The 18,245-nt window shown below is 48.6% G+C and carries 13 protein-coding genes and 1 tRNA gene; 10 read left to right on the top strand and 4 right to left on the bottom strand.

All coding sequences use genetic code 11. The annotated features are described in order from the left end of the window. Window positions 1-58: 58 nt before the first annotated feature. The 3 genes from holA to leuS form a co-directional block, all read right to left on the bottom strand. The gene (holA, locus tag ACPXXB_RS00825; protein ID WP_423908350.1) at window positions 59-1,078 is read right to left on the bottom strand and encodes a DNA polymerase III subunit delta; all 1,020 of its coding nucleotides are present in this window, start codon (window positions 1,076-1,078) and stop codon (window positions 59-61) included. Then, on the bottom strand, window positions 1,079-1,636 hold the full coding sequence (gene lptE / locus ACPXXB_RS00830) for an LPS assembly lipoprotein LptE (protein WP_423908351.1): 558 nt from the start codon (window positions 1,634-1,636) through the stop codon (window positions 1,079-1,081). A gap of 73 nt (window positions 1,637-1,709) precedes the next feature. Then, the gene (gene leuS / locus ACPXXB_RS00835; RefSeq protein ID WP_423908353.1) at window positions 1,710-4,193 is read right to left on the bottom strand and encodes a leucine--tRNA ligase; all 2,484 of its coding nucleotides are present in this window, start codon (window positions 4,191-4,193) and stop codon (window positions 1,710-1,712) included. Window positions 4,194-4,344: 151 nt separating this feature from the next. Between leuS and ACPXXB_RS00840 the strand changes: the two genes are divergently transcribed. The 9 genes from ACPXXB_RS00840 (at window position 4,345) to ACPXXB_RS00880 (ending at window position 13,510) form a co-directional block, all read left to right on the top strand. Further along, complete coding sequence (locus ACPXXB_RS00840; RefSeq protein WP_423908355.1) at window positions 4,345-6,174, top strand: CHC2 zinc finger domain-containing protein; 1,830 nt, start codon at window positions 4,345-4,347, stop codon at window positions 6,172-6,174. 194 nt (window positions 6,175-6,368) lie between these two features. Next, window positions 6,369-8,270, top strand: a complete 1,902-nt coding sequence (rpoD, locus tag ACPXXB_RS00845) for an RNA polymerase sigma factor RpoD (protein ID WP_423908357.1) — start codon at window positions 6,369-6,371, stop codon at window positions 8,268-8,270. A gap of 102 nt (window positions 8,271-8,372) precedes the next feature. Beyond that, window positions 8,373-8,449, top strand: a tRNA-Ile gene (locus ACPXXB_RS00850). A 181-nt stretch (window positions 8,450-8,630) separates the two neighbouring features. Beyond that, complete coding sequence (locus tag ACPXXB_RS00855) at window positions 8,631-9,278, top strand: hypothetical protein (RefSeq protein ID WP_423908359.1); 648 nt, start codon at window positions 8,631-8,633, stop codon at window positions 9,276-9,278. Next, a complete protein-coding gene (locus ACPXXB_RS00860; RefSeq protein ID WP_423908361.1) occupies window positions 9,275-9,994 on the top strand; it encodes a hypothetical protein in 720 nt (239 codons plus the stop codon). Before ACPXXB_RS00855 ends, ACPXXB_RS00860 begins: the two co-directional genes overlap by 4 nt. After that, window positions 9,982-10,416 carry a hypothetical protein gene (locus tag ACPXXB_RS00865; RefSeq protein WP_423908362.1) on the top strand — a complete coding sequence of 145 codons (435 nt, stop codon included), beginning with the start codon at window positions 9,982-9,984 and terminating at the stop codon, window positions 10,414-10,416. Before ACPXXB_RS00860 ends, ACPXXB_RS00865 begins: the two co-directional genes overlap by 13 nt. Window positions 10,417-10,455: 39 nt before the next feature. Beyond that, the gene (locus ACPXXB_RS00870) at window positions 10,456-11,172 is read left to right on the top strand and encodes an ureidoglycolate lyase (RefSeq protein ID WP_423908364.1); all 717 of its coding nucleotides are present in this window, start codon (window positions 10,456-10,458) and stop codon (window positions 11,170-11,172) included. Between the two features lie 136 nt (window positions 11,173-11,308). Next, window positions 11,309-12,847 carry a trimethylamine methyltransferase family protein gene (locus ACPXXB_RS00875; RefSeq protein ID WP_423908365.1) on the top strand — a complete coding sequence of 513 codons (1,539 nt, stop codon included), beginning with the start codon at window positions 11,309-11,311 and terminating at the stop codon, window positions 12,845-12,847. 111 nt (window positions 12,848-12,958) lie between these two features. Further along, window positions 12,959-13,510, top strand: a complete 552-nt coding sequence (locus ACPXXB_RS00880) for a tetratricopeptide repeat protein (protein ID WP_423908367.1) — start codon at window positions 12,959-12,961, stop codon at window positions 13,508-13,510. A gap of 130 nt (window positions 13,511-13,640) precedes the next feature. On the opposite strand, the gene ACPXXB_RS00885 is transcribed toward ACPXXB_RS00880, so the two are convergent. Further along, window positions 13,641-15,971: a mechanosensitive ion channel family protein gene (locus tag ACPXXB_RS00885; RefSeq protein WP_423908368.1), complete on the bottom strand. Its 2,331-nt coding sequence runs from the start codon at window positions 15,969-15,971 to the stop codon at window positions 13,641-13,643. Between the two features lie 465 nt (window positions 15,972-16,436). Between ACPXXB_RS00885 and ACPXXB_RS00890 the strand changes: the two genes are divergently transcribed. Then, complete coding sequence (locus tag ACPXXB_RS00890; protein ID WP_423908370.1) at window positions 16,437-18,230, top strand: Ig-like domain-containing protein; 1,794 nt, start codon at window positions 16,437-16,439, stop codon at window positions 18,228-18,230. Window positions 18,231-18,245 lie beyond the last annotated feature (15 nt).

Raw genomic sequence — 18,245 nt, forward strand, 5'->3', positions numbered from 1 at the left:
TCCATGAGAATTCAAGACCGATCTTGCGATAACGCTCACAGGGCAATCATGCCATAATCTACTGAATTCTCAGCCCACACATCCCCAAACAAATACTCTCGATTTCCTCCCAAATATCCTTTCGTTGTAATGACGCGCGCCCCTTTGCCATGAGGTCGGCGCGCCCCAAGCGCCGCAATATATTTTCCCATTGCGCTCGGGACAGACGTTTTAATGCGGCGTTCACAATGCCGCTGCGGCTGCTCCAGACGCCATAGCGTTGAAACTGCGGACGCTCGCCCTGCTCCATTGCCACGGACAATTGACAGAGAATTCGGGTATCCCGCGCCAACGCCCATAGAATAATAACCGGCTCCATTTGCTCTCGCTTTAAGCTGTGTAGAATTCGGATCACCCGATGCACCGATCCAGCAAGACAAGCGTCGACAAAGCTGTACACATTAAATCGAGCGTGATCGGCAATAACCTGTTCAATAATTTCCGCGCTGATTTGTTGTTTGGGGTACAGCAGACTGAGCAGGTTTATTTCTTGAGCGGCCGCCAGTAGATTCCCTTCAACAAAATGACTCAATCGTTCAACCGCATCGAAATCAAATTCAAGACCGCCGGCAGTTAATCGTTGACTGATCCAGTTCGGAAGTTTGTCCGCGCCAATGGTTGGACACTCTATAACAATGCCCGCGGCTTCCACTGTCTTGAACCATTTTGTGTTTTGGGCGCGTTTTTCAATGCTGCCGCAAATGACTACTAATGTTGTGTCGTCGGCATTTTGATTTTCGGCGTAATCAATTAAAGCTTTCGCCCCGGCATCACCGGGCTTGCCCGTTGGCAGCCGCAATTCAATCAGTCTCTTTTCGGCGAAAAGCGACATAGTTTGGCTGTATTCAAATAATTTATTCCAATCGAAACCAGGCTCCACGGTGAAGCGCAGCCTTTCCAGGAAGCCCGCTTGCTTGGCGCAAGTTCGAATTGGCTGCAATGCTTCTTCGACTAATAGTGTTTCCGCACCGAAAAGCAGATACAGCGGTTGGAAGCCCTGTTTCAGTTGACCGGATAATGAGGGCAGGCTAACGCGCAATCACTGTGCCTCCCCACTATATTCGGGTATTCGGCTAAGCCGTCTCAGCAACTGCAAGATAATTTCCTGTTCCATTTCCTGTTTTAAGAATTCCTCTTCTTCCTCAATGGCTAATGTTTGAGCTGGCTCATAGTCCAGGGTAGCGGGTTCATAGTCCAGGGTTCTGTGCTGAGAAATTGTGGCAAGCGGTTGCAAGACCGCACCTTCGCTGCCGGTAACATTATAGTCGACGGTGTAGATATAGTCATAACCCGTGGCCAGGCCGTTTTCATCCACGGTTCTGACGCTCCTTTGGAATTCGCTTTTTGAGATGAACAGGGTGGCGCCGTCGCTATCGGCTTCTGTTGCCGCAGAACCGCTTTGTTGCAGGTGTTGATCAGGTTGTTCATGGGGCTGTTCACGGAGTTGTTCGCGGAGTTGTTCACGGAGCGAGCGATTCCCGCCTTCAATGGAAATGCGAGAGAGCGCTGATGACAGTTCGAAATTTCCCCGCAACTTGAAGCCACACCCGGCGACTAAAGTCAGGCTCAGGACGAGTAGCGCCAAGCGTTTGGACATGGGATATTTCCGATGATTATGTAGATAAAGGGCAGATATAAAGGTCAGGTATTGTAATGGATAGTATCCAAGTCTAAATAACAATGTTTATAAGTTTCCCCGCCACCACGATAACTTTTCTGATCGGTTTGCCCGCAATGTATTTTTGCGTTTTTTCATCGGCGATGGCCAGGGTTTCGATCTCCTGTTTGCTGCTGGATGCCGAAACTTCAATTTCGCTTCGCAATTTGCCGTTGACTTGAATCACTAACTTCAAGGTGTCGCTCTTCAGCGCTTCAGGGTCCACGCTTGGCCAGGTTGCATCGATAATATCCCCCGATTCGCCAAGGTCACGCCACAGCTGATGCGCAATGTGCGGCGTAATCGGCGCCAGCACCTTGTTCAATATCACTACGCCTTCGCGTAACACCGAGGCGCAATCAGGGTTCTTTTCGGGATCGAATTTATCCAGCGCATTGAGCAACGCCATCGCCCCGGCGACTACGGTGTTGTAGTGAATTTTTTCGTAGTCGCGCCGCACTTTATCCAGTATTTGGTGGATCAGTCGGCGTATTTGTTTTGCTTCGGGGTCGATTATGCGACTGGCCCAATCCGGGTTAGCCAGCGTTTCCCGGGCTGAGGAAATTACATTTTTAGTCCGTTGGATCAATGACCACCAGCGTCTCAGAAAGCGGTGGGCGCCGGCCACGGCATCGTCATTCCACTCCAAAGTCTGTTCTGCCGGTGAGGCAAACATCATAAACAAACGCACCGTATCGGCGCCATAAAGGTCGATCATGGATTGGGGATCAACGGTATTGCCCTTGGACTTGGACATCTTTACGCCGCCTTTCAAAACCATCCCCTGGCAGAGCAGATTGGTAAACGGCTCGTCGCCGGCGACCAATCCAGCATCGCGCATCAGTTTATGGAAGAACCGCGCATACAATAGATGCAACACCGCATGCTCAATTCCGCCGATATACTGATCGACCGGCAGCCAGTAATTGGCGCGTTCATCGAGCATGGCATTATCGGCCCCCGGGCAGCAATAGCGCGCAAAATACCAGGACGATTCAAAGAAAGTGTCAAAAGTATCTGTTTCCCGATGGGCTGGCGTATCGGCGCCAGGCACAGTGGTTTGATAAAAATTCGGGTCATTCCTGAGCGGAGACTTGACCCCGGAAAACTCAACGTCTTCGGGCAGCAATACCGGTAACTGATCATCTGCAACAGCGATGGCATGGTCTTGTGAAATGTCCTGATGGTCATAAACCACCGGTATCGGACAGCCCCAATATCGCTGACGGGAAACCCCCCAGTCGCGCAGTCGATAATTGATTTTTCTGTTTCCCTTTTTGTTTTTCTCCAGGAATTCCGCTACTGCATCAAAGGCTTGCTTGAAATTCAAGCCATCAAACTGCCCGGAATTGTAAACAACCCCTGCTTTTGTGGTCAGCGAAGATTCATCGTAGTTGTGTTGATCGCCCTCGGGCCATTCAATGACCGGCCGAATCTCCAGATTATGCTGCTTGGCAAACTCCCAATCCCGTTGATCGTGAGCGGGCACCGCCATGGCCGCGCCGGTGCCGTATCCCAGTAAAATGAAGTTTGCCGCCCAGATATCGATTTTTTCTCCGCTGATCGGGTGGATTCCGGTAATGCCTAAAGACACCCCCTTCTTTTGCATGGTTTCCAATTCTTCCTCTGAAGTATGGGTGGTCTTGCACTGCTCGATAAATTTCGCAATTTGCGGGTTGTTTTGAGCCGCTTTCAATGCCAGCGGATGCTCCGCCGCCACAGAAATAAAGGTGATTCCCATAATCGTGTCGGGTCGGGTGGTGTAAACTTCAAGCGGCTCTTCGCTTTCAATCTCAAATGAAAATTTCACTCCTTCTGAACGACCGATCCAGTTTCGCTGCATGGTGCGCACCGCATCCGGCCAGCCTTGCAGATTGTCGATTTCGCTCAGCAACTCTTCGGCATAGGCGGTGATTCGAATAAACCATTGAGAAATGTGTCGGCGTTCGACCAACGCGCCGGAGCGCCAGCCACGACCATTCTCCACCTGCTCATTGGCAAGCACGGTTTGCTCGACCGGATCCCAATTCAACACCGCCATTTTTTTATAGGCCAGGCCTTTGTCTAAAAGCCGATTAAAAAACCATTGCTCCCAGCGGTAGTATTCGGGCGCGCAGGTGGCGAGTTCCCGGCCCCAATCATATGCGAATCCCAGACGCTTCAACTGTCCGCGCATATAAGCTATATTTTCGTAGGTCCATTTGGCCGGCGGCATGTTGTTGTCGATGGCCGCGTTTTCCGCCGGCAAGCCAAAAGCATCCCAGCCCATCGGTTGCATCACGTTTTTGCCCAGCATCCGCTGATAACGACTGATCACATCACCGAGGGTGTAATTTCTGACATGACCCATATGCAATTGCCCGGAAGGATACGGCAGCATAGACAGGCAGTAATATTTTTCACGATCCGGATCTTCCGTCGCCGCAAAGCTCTGATTGTCGTCCCAGTATTTTTGGGCGGCAGCCTCTACTTCAGCGGAATTATACGGGCTGGTCATAAGGGATTATAATGAATCGGGCAGAAATCGGGTGATCGTAAAAGGCGCGATTTTAACCGATTGCTATTTCATTAGTCACCAAAGAATACCCGTAAACTCTGTCGTTCTTCCGATAGCACAGCATTAAGGTCATTTAAAGTAAAATCCCGCCATGGCAGGAAAAATACCAAGTGTTTTTATCGATCAACTGATGTCAAGAGTTGACATCGTCGAGGTCATCGACCGTAGAGTGCCGTTAACCCGAAAGGGCAAGGAATTTCAGGCGAGTTGCCCATTTCATGACGAGAAAACACCGTCATTCACGGTCAGTCCGACCAAGCAGTTCTATTATTGCTTTGGTTGTGGCGCCCATGGCACCGCGATTGGGTTTCTAATGGATTACGCAAACCTGAGTTTCGTCGAAGCGGTTGAAGAATTGGCGGATGGCGTCGGCTTGCAGGTGCCTCAGCAGACACCAGGCACACAGGCAGCAACCCCCGGGGAAAGCGCCGGCGACCTGCTTGGTATGGTCGAACAAGCCAATTTTTGGTTCCAGCAGCAATTACGTAAGCATCCGGCTGCCAGGCAGGCAGTCGCTTATTTAAAGGCTCGAGGGCTGGATGGAAAAATCGCGGCAAGTTTTGGCATTGGTTTTGCGCCGGACAGCTGGAACGATTTAGCGCTGGCGTTAGCAACCACTCCTCAAGCGCAACAGCAATTAGTCAAAACCGGGCTGATTATACGGAAAGACGACCCCAGCCCAGAAGACGACCCCAGCCCAGCCCCAGGCCAAAATTCAGAATCCGGCGCCAAGTTTTTCGATCGATTTCGCAGTCGGATCATGTTCCCCATTGAAGATCATCGCGGTCGAGTGGTCGGCTTCGGTGGTCGAATCATCGGCGATGGCGAACCTAAGTATTTAAACTCCCCGGAAACGCCGTTGTTTCATAAAGGCGCCGAACTTTATGGGTTGCATCGCGCGCGCCGTGCAATTGGCGCCGCCAATAAAAGCATTGTTGTGGAGGGGTATATGGACGTGGTCAGCCTGGCGCAGTTTGGCGTCGACAATGCCGTGGCGACCTTGGGCACGGCAACCACCAGGACGCATTTGCAACGATTATTTCGGCTTGCCGCGGAAGTGGTGTTTTGTTTTGATGGCGACCGTGCCGGGCGGGCGGCGGCCTGGAAGGCGTTGCAGGTTTCCTTGCCGGAAATGCAGGATGGCCGAAAAGTCGGTCTCTTGTTTCTTCCAGATGGCGAAGATCCGGATTCTATGGTGCGCGCTCAAGGGCAAGCGGCATTTGTTGAGCGGATCAATACGGCGAAGTCCATGCTGGATTTTTTATTCGACCACCTGACCGAGCAAGTCGATATGGCGAGCAGAGATGGGAGAGCGCAGCTGGTCAGTTTGGCGAAACCTTTGCTCGCGCAGCTGCCTGTCGGGGCGTTACGGGACTTGATGTTTGACAGGCTGACTTCATTAAGCGGATTGACCGGCGCCCAATTGGGCAAGCAGGAATATTCAAACAATCTCAATTCCCGCATACGGAATCGGAAAAGCAAGCCGCATCAGCCAGGCCAGATTTCCCCGTTGGCATTTGCCACCAGTTTATTGTTGCAAAACCCGCCACTGGCGTTGGCGCTCGATGATGTTGCCGCGCTGCAGCAGCTTCGAATCCAGGGCGCCGAGGTATTGATTAAAATGATCGATCTGATTCGAAACCAGCCTGAGCAAACCACGGCAAGGTTGCTGGAGTTGTTCCGGGATTCGACTTATCATGGGTATCTGGAAAAGTTGGCGATGCGCACCAATTTCATAGACGATGATGTGCTCAAGCCGCAATTCAAGGATACCGTAGGGCGGTTGTTGGAAAATCAAAAGGAGTATAACCGACAAGAAGCGCTCGAAAAACTGCGGCAAAAAAGCATGAAAGAGCTGAAAGAGGAGGAAAAAGCCGCGTTGGTTGAGCTATTAAATGCCAGGAAGAATGCAGACAATTGAGGAGTCCTGATCATTGGTCAAGCGCAATTAACGGGCAACGGCCTGGAATTTCAGCCGGATTAGGCATTTTTAGCTGAAACAAGCCATTGAAATAGTTAAGTAAAGCACTACATTTGGTGTATACTCGGCGGTCGCATTTTCAGCGGTATCCGGTTCATATTGGATACTAAATTTCCCGAGGTAACTGGCTATTTATGAGTAACAAATCCCAAACCCCCGATACGAAAGTCAATGACAAAGATATTGTTGACGCAACCATTGATGCCAAGGCGGCCGCAGAGGAAGATTTGAAAGTAGTCAGAAAGCCGCCCTCTGATCTCAAGAAGCTCATCTTAAAAGGCAAGGATCAAGGGTTTTTAACCTATCCCGCAATCAATGATCACCTGCCTGAAAATATGCACGACACCGACCAGATTGAGGTTATTGTCAACATGATTAATGACATGGGCATCGAGGTGGTGGACAAAGTGCCGGATTCCGATAGCATGATCTTGAAGCGTGACAACCCGGAAGACCATGAAGTTGCCGAAGAAGTCAGCGCCGCGCTTAAAACTGCGGTGGAAAGTGAATTTGGTCGAACTACCGACCCGGTGCGGATGTACATGCGCGAGATGGGAACCGTTGAATTGTTGACCAGGGAGGGTGAGATTGCCTTGGCAAAACGAATTGAAGCCGGCAATCGACAAAGCGCCGCGGCTTTCGCGATAACCCCGGTAGCCATTCGCCAACTTCTGGACTATGCGGAGGCTATTGAAGCGGGTGAAATGAAATTGACTGAAGTAGTGGTTGCTTTCATGGAATTAAACGCATTGGACGACCAGACTGTGGCTATCCCGGGAAAACCTGGACAAAATGCAGCCGAAGAAGAAGCGTCTCCCAGCGGCCCGGATTACGATGATGCGATTGTTCGATTCAGACGCATGCGACGTACCTGGAATGCATTGACGAAAGCAATCGAAACCCACGGCCTTGGTAGCAAGCAAGCGTTGCGTAATCGGCGAAACCTTGGTGACCAGCTGCTGCAGATAAAATTTACGCCAGCGAAGGTTGAAGCATTATCGGCAACATTGCGCAACTGTATGATTAAAGTCAAGGACTGCGAGCGAAGCATTGCGCGGTATTGCATTAACTACGGCAAAGTGCCGCGAAAACAATTCATGGGGTACTTTCGGGACAATGAAACCACGCTGGAATGGTTCCATAAGTTGGTGATGGATTGTGGCGACGATACACCACGCCTGACAAAATATGAAGACACGATAGCCGAATACACTGCACAACTGGTCAAAACTCAGGAAAAAGCGGGTCTTGAGCTAGCCGATCTAAAAGACCTGAGTCGGCGGCTAACCGAAGGCGAAGCTAAAGCACGCCGTGCTAAAAAGGAAATGGTAGAAGCTAATCTGAGATTGGTGATATCCATAGCCAAAAAATATACCAACCGCGGTTTGCAATTCCTGGATTTGATTCAGGAAGGTAACATCGGCTTGATGAAAGCGGTTGACAAGTTTGAATATCGCCGTGGTTATAAGTTTTCAACTTATGCAACTTGGTGGATTAGGCAGGCGATTACCCGTTCCATCGCCGATCAGGCCAGAACCATTCGTATTCCAGTGCATATGATAGAAACCATTAATAAACTCAATCGGGTTTCCAGGCAAATCCTTCAGGAAAAAGGCAGGGATGCGTTGCCTGAAGAATTGGCGGAAAGAATGGAGCTGCCCGAAGATAAAGTAAGAAAGGTGTTGAAAATTGCCAAAGAGCCAATTTCGATGGAAATGCCGGTCGGTGATAACGAAGACTCTCATTTGGGGGATTTTATTGAAGATAAAAACATCAAGGCGCCGGTTGATAACGCAACGGCTTCTGGCTTAAAAAACGCGACCGATGAAATTCTCGATTCACTCACTGAGCGCGAAGCAAAAGTATTGCAAATGCGATTTGGCATCGGTATGAACACCGACCATACCCTGGAAGAAGTCGGCAAACAATTCGACGTAACCCGAGAACGCATTCGACAAATAGAAGCCAAGGCACTCAGAAAGCTGAGACACCCGAGCCGGTCGGAGCATTTAAAAGGTTTTCTGGAAGGCGCTTAAAGGCAATTAAATTTTGGCTGTCATCCCGGTCAAGGTTGGCAAACCAGCGCCAATATCTGCCGCGCTTTCATGCGTCAGGCCGACCTTTTGGCATCCCTTATAGGGCCTGTAGCTCAGCTGGTTAGAGCAGTGGACTCATAATCCATTGGTCGTAGGTTCAAGTCCTACCGGGCCCACCATAATTTTGAATAAGTTAAGTGTTGTGTCCCCATATATATTCCATATATTTGCTTCAGAAGCTCGGAAATAGTATGATAAAAATACTATCCAACCATCGCGCCATCCCCATGCCCATGCCCATTTGTAAGGACGTACTGGCTTTCATCAGTTGCTCGTTACCCACACTCGGGATTAACAGCCATGTCTAACGCCTCTTGGCGACTGGAAAATGCTGCCGTTGTGCTGGTCGCAAATACCCATAACCCGTCTATTATTAACCCCGATTTTTTGAAAAACAACGGGATTATTCCTGCAGATTGTAAGGTAGGGCAAGAACTTCTTGTTACCCCTATTTTAGCAAAACTTGCTTTCCAAAATGTAATGCTGACCGTGGTCCCCGAACAACTTCACCTGGAAGAAAGGAACAAGAATCCAGAAAACAACCGTTTCCTGGATTCGTCTATGTTATACGACTGCACAAAGAAATACGTGACGGCACTTCCACACATCCCATACATTGCCCTTGGTTTGAATTGGAGAATACGGATTCCTATGCCAGCCCCAGACTCTTGGTTTAAGGAAAGATTTTTAAAAGGTGGTGCGTGGCAAGAGAAAATTAAACCTGTCAATTTTGTTTTCAAGATTCAGCATGATATAGCTACCGTTTACACTTTGATAACGGAAATCCAAGATGGAGATGTGATGATAAGTTGCAATTTTCATTTTAATCTTGAAAATGAAAACAGAAAAATAAAACGAATAACAGAAACTATAGATAACTGGAAGATGCACAAAAAAACTTTTGAAACCGACTTGCAGAAATACTTTACCCAAGAGGAACTAGCATGACAACTGGATTAGCCAAATATGATGCTGGCCACAAAGTTATTGAAACCATGGCGCTCAATATTCTAAGTGACGAGGAGCCTCAACACGCTATGGAGAAAGCCCGGAGAGCATGGGCGGAAAAAGCTCAAAGAACATATACCGAATTGACTATAGGAGAAAGCGCAGATGCTTTTAATTGGCAACACATGGCTTTTCCGGCGAGTGATGCAGAATTTTTGTCGGGCGCAAATGCATCATATGGGCTCGACACTCCGCAGCTCAAAAACCAAATCCTGACCGAGTTGGTCAACATTCTTAATCAACCTTATAGCAACGTTAATACTTTTGCTGAAATAACCTTATTTCTTAAAAATAACGGACTAAAAGAGAGCGCAGAACGAATTGAAGAATTGCACAATCTTGAAGATTTGGAAGATGGCGAACAGCCTCTTTTGCTGGAATCTGCACAGGGTTTTTGTGATTTTATCCTTGAGTTCCGTAAATTGGGGGAGCCGATATTGGGCGTTTTCCCCCAGGGCACCCTATCCGCTGGATGGAGACTTGCTGACAACAGGCATCTCCTTATTGAGTTTTTAGAGCGTAACTTAATCTCTTTTGCAATGATTGGTCCGGATAACAAGGAACGGGACAAAAAATTTCGACTCAATGGTCGCGCTTCCCGAGAGAAAGTCCTCAATATTTTATCCGAGACAGGCGTAACAGAATGGCCGGAGTAGGCGGTGGATTACAAGACGGCGATAGCATAGAGAATGCCCATCATGTAATGAGATATTGCCGGCCGAAACAAGTACAAAGGGGAAAGATTACTGAATCCGCTTTCGCGCTTCGAGAAAAAGAGGAGTACCTTTCTGCTAATTGGCTAGAATACTTCAATGAAGGCATGCAATTTCCTGAACTACTGCGGAAAACTAGAGAAACTGTTGGGCAATCCCTGAATCTTCCTCACAATGGAAGATTTGCTAAGATTCACGTAGGAGATGCTAAACGAAAAATCAAAGGTGTCCGAATACAATATAGACCAGTGGACAACAACCTCGCACATGCCGGTATTTATCCTCCTTCAGAAGAAAATCGCGAAATAACGCTGGAATTGGCGAATCTGGTTAGTGATAGCGACATATTTTCTGCTGTTGAATAAACTAGCCTAGCCGTTCCAAAACCATATCGACCATAGGCGATGATCCAGGCAACCACGCAGGCAACGGCCCACGCCACAACCCGGGCCGCGCCTCAGTATATTTTCGATGCCAGCGAAAAGCCATCGCTGCCGATGTTTGACGTGCCTTTGATAAAGGCGACCGACGAGAGCGTTAAAGGCTACGGCGCTTTGGTCAGCGATGCTGATAAATTCGAGATCGAAATCGTACCGTGGCCGGCTCAGGGTTGGCGGCCGATTGATGCTGGAACCGGGAATCAAGGCGGGGTTGCCGAAGGCATTTTTTGCGGGGAATGGGACGGTGACGTTCTCATGGGGCGCAACGATGCGGTTAATGGCGAATATGTTTTAGGCTGGAGTTGTGACCCGCAACAAGCGTTACCGGCACAGGCCAACGCGCCAAAAGAAGATATTGCCAGGGAACATGTTATTTTGTGGCATTTCAACTATCATCCTGATGGCGGCCAGCTTTTCTTTCCCCTCGACAAGCAACCATTTCTGGTGCCCGTTGCCTTGCCCGGCGACGATATAAAACCGGAGAAAGTTGTGGCGTTTTGGTGCGATGGCCGCCAAGGCATGTATATCCACCCCGGAATTTGGCATGACGGCATATTCCCGACTAGTGATCGTCAAAGGTTTCTCGATCGCCAAGGCAAAGTCCATGCACGGGTCAGCTGTGATTTTGGCGAGGAATTCGGGGTCTATCTGAAAGTGCCACTAATGCTTCCGGGCGTATAATTCCAGTCGCATAATTGCGGGGACACCATAATTGCATAATTGCGGGGACACAATACTTAACTCTAATCGTTTGTTTTAATTCGGTACTGCGTCCCCGGAACTTGGTGCACGAAATAAAATCACGCTATAAAACGACATGAGTGGAGACGCAAAAGACCGGGCAAACAGGAGGCGATTCGGTCGCGGTAAAAAACGCGAGCGAATGCAACTCGTTGCACCGGCATACATAAAAAGACAAATACCGTACTACGAGTTCTTGGGAGAAGAAGGATTGGTTGCCCTGGAGCAACAAGCCGATTGGTTAATGCAGGAAATTGGTCTTGAGTTTCGAGGAGATCCTGAAGCATTGCGTATTTGGAAAGAAGCGGGCGCCGAGGTAAAAGACACGCGGGTAAAATTACCTAAGGGCATGGCCCGTGAGCTGTGCAAAACCATCCCCCATAAATTCACTCAACTAGCACGAAATCCCGCGAACAGTGTTGAAATTGGGGGTTGCGCTCAGGTATTCGCCTGCGTTTACGGGCCGCCGTTTGTCCGAGATCTGGAGGGCGGGCGGCGTTACGGCACGATCAACGACCTGGAAAATCTGGTCAAAATCGCCTATCAATTACCGAGCATTCACCACACCGGATTGGTGATATGCGAGCCTTGCGATGTGCCCGTCTCCAAACGTCACTTCGATATGCTGTATGCCCATATACGCTATAGCGACAAACCCTTTCTCGGCGCGATTACTGAAAAATCCCGCGCCCAGGATTCGGTGGACATGGCGCGGGTGTTGTTTGGCGAACAAGTCATGGAAAACAACTGTGTGATTATGGGCAATGTTAATACCAATTCACCCTTGTTGGTGGATAAAGTGGTCACCGAAGCGGCGCAAGTTTATTGCGGCGCCGGGCAAGGATTGATCGCCGCGCCGTTTATTTTGGGCGGCGCCATGGGTCCGGTGACTACCGCTGCTTCAATTGCTCAGGCATTGGCCGAGGCCATGATGGTGGGCGCGTTTACGCAATTGGTGCGGCCCGGCGCGCCCTTTATACTGGGAAACTTTTTGTCTTCGATGAGCTTAAAAAGCGGCGCGCCGACATTCGGCATGCCTGAGCCGGTGATGTCCAATTTTATTATCGGGCAACTTGCTCGCAGACTGGGCGTGCCATTGCGTAGCGGCGGTTCATTGACGGCATCGAAATTACCCGACGCGCAAGCGGCTGCGGAAAGCGCTGATTCGATGATGTCAACAGTGCTCGGCGGCGCCAATTTTGTGCTGCACGCGGCCGGCTGGCTTGAAGGGGGATTGTCCACGGGCTACGAAAAGTTGGTCCAGGATGCAGACCGTCTCGGCGCCTATCAGGTGATGTTGTCCGGGTTGCCGCTCGATGATAATGCAATGGCAAGATCCGCTTATGAAGAAGTGGCGCCTTCAGGGCATTTCCTCGGTTGCGCCCACACCATGGCCAACTACGAAACCGCGTATTACGACGCCAAATTATCCGATAGCGAAAGCGTCGAGCAATGGCAAGAACGCGGCAGCAAAGATTCCGCGAGACGGGCATATGAGCGATGGAATCAATTGTTAAATGACTATGAGGCGCCGCCTATGGATCAAGCTGTCGATCAATCATTAAAAGAATTTGTCGCAAAACGCAAGTCTGAAATCCCTGATGCCTGGTATTGATAAATTGAAAAAATGCGGCAGTCAAGTTAAGTTATCCTCAGGCGATGTATGATTGCCAGTGAACCTTGTTAGTATTTCCAACTCTAAATTGAAAACGCGGGCGATTTAAACATGCGGCGAATTCTTCAAGTTACAGCGCTTGCCATTCTAATCGGTGGAATGCCAACCTACGCAGACCAAAACAATCCCGAACTGGATGTCTTGTTTACCCGATTGAACGAGACGCTTGATAGCGTTGAAGCCGCAGGGATTACCAAACAAATTTGGAAAAATTGGTATCAATCCGATATTCCTGAAGTGACTGATCTTATGAATCGTGGCGAGCTGAGTATGCGTCGCGCCAAGTATGACGAAGCGGTGAAATATTTTACCGAGATAATTGAAATTGCCCCGCAATTTGCCGAAGGATGGAATCGCCGGGCAACGGTTTATTACATCCTCGGGGAATACCAACTATCCACCGAGGATGTCGCCAAAACGCTTGACCTTGAACCGCGCCATTTTGGCGCTTTGTCCGGGCAAGGAATGATTTATCTACGGTTGCAGGAACGCCGGCTGGCATTGCAGTATATGCAAAGAGCCCTGAAAGCGAACCCGCACTTGCCTAGCTTAAAAGGCAATATAAAAGCGCTTCAACAAATGATTGATGACGAGGTTATTTAAGGGCGGTGATTATATTAAAGGGCGATGGCACATTATCAAATAGCGAACCGTCAATCGTTTAGCCCATTGTTTAACCCGCCTGTTGCCAGAAGTTTTGATCAGATTCCCGTGCTTGCTGAACGCCCGCAGCCTACATGTCGTCGCTATAATCGATCTTGCTCTTTTTTTCAGCTTCTTCAGCGATAATGTTGCCAGCCGCCGCGGCAGCGGCCTTAGACACGGTTTCATTTGCAGCCGGTTTGTCGGCGGTTAATTCTTTGGCAGGCTGGTCATCAGGTAATCGAACCCGCACTTCGCGATGGGCAAAGAAAATTCCAGCCGCTGCCAGAGCGTCTCTGACGTTGCGATAGGCTTCGCGTCTGATGACCCATTGCTCGCCGGGTTTAGTGGTGAATTTCATGCGCATGATGAGCGCGGATTCCTCAACGCGCATCACCCCCTGTGACTTTAGCGGCAGGATAAAGCTAGGCCCGAGCACCTCATCCTCAAGCATGTCCTGCCCCACCTTCTTGATAATTTTACGAATCTGCTCAATATCGGCATCATATGGAAGACGAAGCTCCAATTTCATGGTAATCCAGTCTCGGCTAATGTTTTTAACGGTCTTGATTTCGCCATATGGAATGGTCTGCACCGCACCCAAATGATGTCGCAGTTGCATCGATCTCAGGGAGATTTTTTCCACGGTGCCGCGCAGGTCTTCTATTTCTATGTACTCGTTCTTGCGAAACGCGTCATCCACAAGAAAGAAAATACCGCTCAACACATCTTGCACCAGTTTCTGTGCGCCGAATCCGATGGCGATACCCACAACCCCTGCGCCCGCCAGCAGTGGCGTGATCGCGATGCCCAGGGAATGCAACACCGACAGCACTAAAAACGAAATCAGCACGACGGTCAGGCAGGTTCGCATCAGCGGCAGCAGGGTTTCAGCCCGAGTCGCTCCGGCCCCGCCGCCCTCGCCTTCTTCCAGTGCCGTAATGGCGTCCACCTCTTTGGGCAAACTGCGTTCGATCAGAGCATTAAAGAACTCCCAGACAATGTAGGCAATGGTGGTGATGACCAACAAATTTATTCCTTGGGCAAGAAATTTGTTGCCGACGCTTTTCTTCATCAGGCTATCGGCCGGCAGGCCCAGAGCAAGGCTGAACATATACATGGCAACGGCAATCATAAGCAGCCGAAAGCCGTTCTGAACGATGCGAATAAACCGGCTGGAACGCACCTCGAATGTGACCCCGTGCAACCACTCAATGTTGATCACGTTTTTAACCAGACCATAAAATATCCGGTCAGCGACGAAGAACGCAAGCGTGATCCACCAGCTGATACTGACATATTGAGCGTCATCCCATTGGCCCAGAAAGGCCTTGTAAAGCCAAAGCATCCACAACAACAGCAACCAGGCAGTGAAAACAAATGGCCACGCGGTATATAAAAATTCTTGGGCAAAATTATTCTGATAGTTGGCGCCTGTAGCGGTGATAAACATGCCGGTAATTTTTTTGCGCATCGCCCAGATGCGGCTCAGGATAATCAGATTCAGGGACAAGGTGTACGGAATCAACAGTCCGTTAACCTGCGTTTCGCCCATGCCGGCCGGGGTCAGATATCTAAACAGCGCGTCGCCAAACTCGATGATGGCGAAAAACACGATAAACCAAAGGTATAATTGCCTTGAAGAATCATCGTCCAGTGGAACTGGCCGAAGCTCCGGCCGGTAGGGCGAGAAAATATTTCTGAGCAGGATCATCCACAACCGGAACATCACAAGCGCAGCCAGGATCTCTGTAAACGCCAACTCGAAGTACCGGTTGTCCGCGAAAGAAAGAGCCCCGATGGTGTAGGTTCCCACTGCCAGCACCGCCACGCCAATGAGCTGGATCATCACCCGCATAACAATAAACTTGTATTTCAACACAGAAGTTTTCTCTTTGCCTTCGACATAAACATAGAGTCGCTCCAGCAACTTGCGCGTTGTAAACAGCTCAGCCAGGAGTCCGGCAATAAAAGTAACCACGATGGTCATTAACACCCGGAAACCGGACCAGCCGGTTTCCGGGTTGGCAACCTTTGCAAACGCCCTGGAAAAAGCTTCGGGATAATCGGGAAATTGTTGCACCAGCGCCGCCAGCTTTTCGCCGAACACGGCAGCCTGGCTTTGTGCCATGTCTTCGATTCCCGGCTTGTTATTGGCAGTCGTATCATTTGCATTGGCTGTTGCGCCAGAGCCAGTCTGCCCGGTATTAAGTTGCACTCGATCGCCCAGCAGCATTTCGGTCAGCACCTCTCGCAATTCCTCCCGGGAAATCTGCGAGGCACCGCCTGGTTGGTCAGCCTGGCCGCTATCCTGCGCAAAGTTTGGCATCACCGCGAATACCAACAGCGTGATACTGAAGATCACCATTGCCGACCTGATCAGCGCACTGAATCGGATATCGGGTTTGTTGTCAGTATTCATTATTTATATTTTGCTATCGCCTGCCTTGAAGTTGTAGGCATGAATTGGTGTCGTTGAGTTTAATCGCCTTTTGATTGGAATACCAACCCGCGCAATAATTAACTCGAATTGCAATACCTGAAGATAGCGCCCGAAGGCGGACTAGGGGATGCAGATTGGATGAAACGCCATCCGACCCCACAAAGGGCTTGCACTGAAAACGCCAGTTCAGGTTATCATCGACAACAACAAAAAGTGCAATATGTGGTGGACCCATACAATCTATTGACAACTCGGGAAGTTGGTGATACGTTGCGGATACGTATAGGTTGATGAATCATTAATCAATCTTTTAAAGAAGCATTAAATGTGGGTTAGTAATGATGAAAATGACACTCTTAAAAACTATCTCTTATCGTCTTGGCATATCGTCTTGGCACTCTTTTTTTGCTGAAACTGTTGGTTGTAATGGGCATGTCGATCGGGATGGCATCCACAGCATGGTCCCAAAACACTCCTGCAGCCCCAGTAATTACCTCAACGACACCATCCCTCACAAAACAACCTGACCTAACTGTATCAGGAACTGCAGAAGCTGATTCAACTATCACACTAACTAACAATGGCACATCATTACCAACTGTCACTGCAACTGATGGAAATTGGAGTATTACCCTAACATTAACTGAAGGTGCTAACACATTTACTGTCACTGCAACTGACAGTTCTGACAACGTATCTGATCCAACAGGGTCTGTATCTGTCACACTAGATACCATACGACCTGATCCTCCTGTAATTAACCAACCACAACCTCTCCTTGTGACTATTAATTTTCCAACATTCACTGGAACTGGTGAACCTGGTGCCACACTTGTACTAATTCAAAACAATAACGCATTAGAGCCAGTGGTAATTGACGCTGATGGAAACAGGAGTATTGTCATAGATTTAAAGGAAGGTAACAATGTCTTCATTGCAACTCAAACTGATCCGGCAGGCAACCAATCAATCGTATCAGTTCCTGTAATCAATGATCTTGATACCATACCACCTCCAGTTCCTAAAATCACCACATCAGCTGCCACAGTAACTACATCATCATTTACACTTGTTGGCACTGCAGTTGATACAACATCTGTTGGCGTATACAATAAAGACTCCTTTGTTGCAAATGCAAATCTTGATAGATTTGGCAACTGGAGTATCACTCTAACATTAAATCAAGGTGAGAATTCCCTTACTGTAACATCACGAGATGCACTAGGTAACGAATCTGCCTTGTCAGAACCTGTAATTATTACACTAGATGATCCTAATGTAGACTCGACACCACCTCCAGTTCCTGTAATTACTTCAACAACACCATCCCTCACAAAGCAACCTGACCTAACTGTATCAGGAACTGCAGAAGCTGATTCAACTATCACACTAACTAACAATGGCACATCATTACCAACTGTCACTGCAACTGATGGAAATTGGAGTATTACCCTAACATTAACTGAAGGTGCTAACGTATTCACTGTCACTGCAACTGACAGTTCTAACAATATATCTGATTCAACAGAGTCTGTATCTGTCACACTAGATACAATACGACCTGATCCTCCTGTAATTAACCAACCACAACCTCTCCTTACGAATATTAATTTCCCAACATTCACTGGAACTGGTGAACCTGGTTCAACACTTACACTAATTCAAAACAATAAAGCATTACCTACAGTGGTAATTGACTCTGATGGAAACTGGAGTATTATCATAGATTTAAAGGAAGGTAACAATGTATTCATTGCAACTACAACTGATGCGGCAGGCAACCAATCAATCGTATCAGTTACTGTAACCAATGACCTTGATACAACACCTCCTCCAGTTCCAACAATCACCTCAACGACACCATCCCTCACAAATCAACCTGACCTAACTGTATCAGGAACTGCAGAAGCTGATTCAACTATCACACTAACTAACAATGGCACACCATTACCAACTGTCAGTACTACATCTGATGGCAACTGGAGTGTCACTGTAACATTAACTGAAGGTGCTAACGCATTTACTGTCACTGCAACTGATGCTTCTGGAAATGTATCTGATCCAACACAGTCTGTATCTGTCACACTAGATACAATACGACCTGATCCTCCTGTAATTAACCAACCACAACCTCTCCTTACGAATATTGATTTCCCAACATTTACTGGAACTGGTGAACCTGGTTCAACACTTGTACTAATTCAAAACAATAACGCATTAACTGGAGTATTATCATAGATTTAAAGGAAGGTA

It is taken from the genome of Candidatus Spongiihabitans sp., from assembly GCF_965237845.1.
Lineage (GTDB): Bacteria > Pseudomonadota > Gammaproteobacteria > Arenicellales > Poriferihabitantaceae > Spongiihabitans.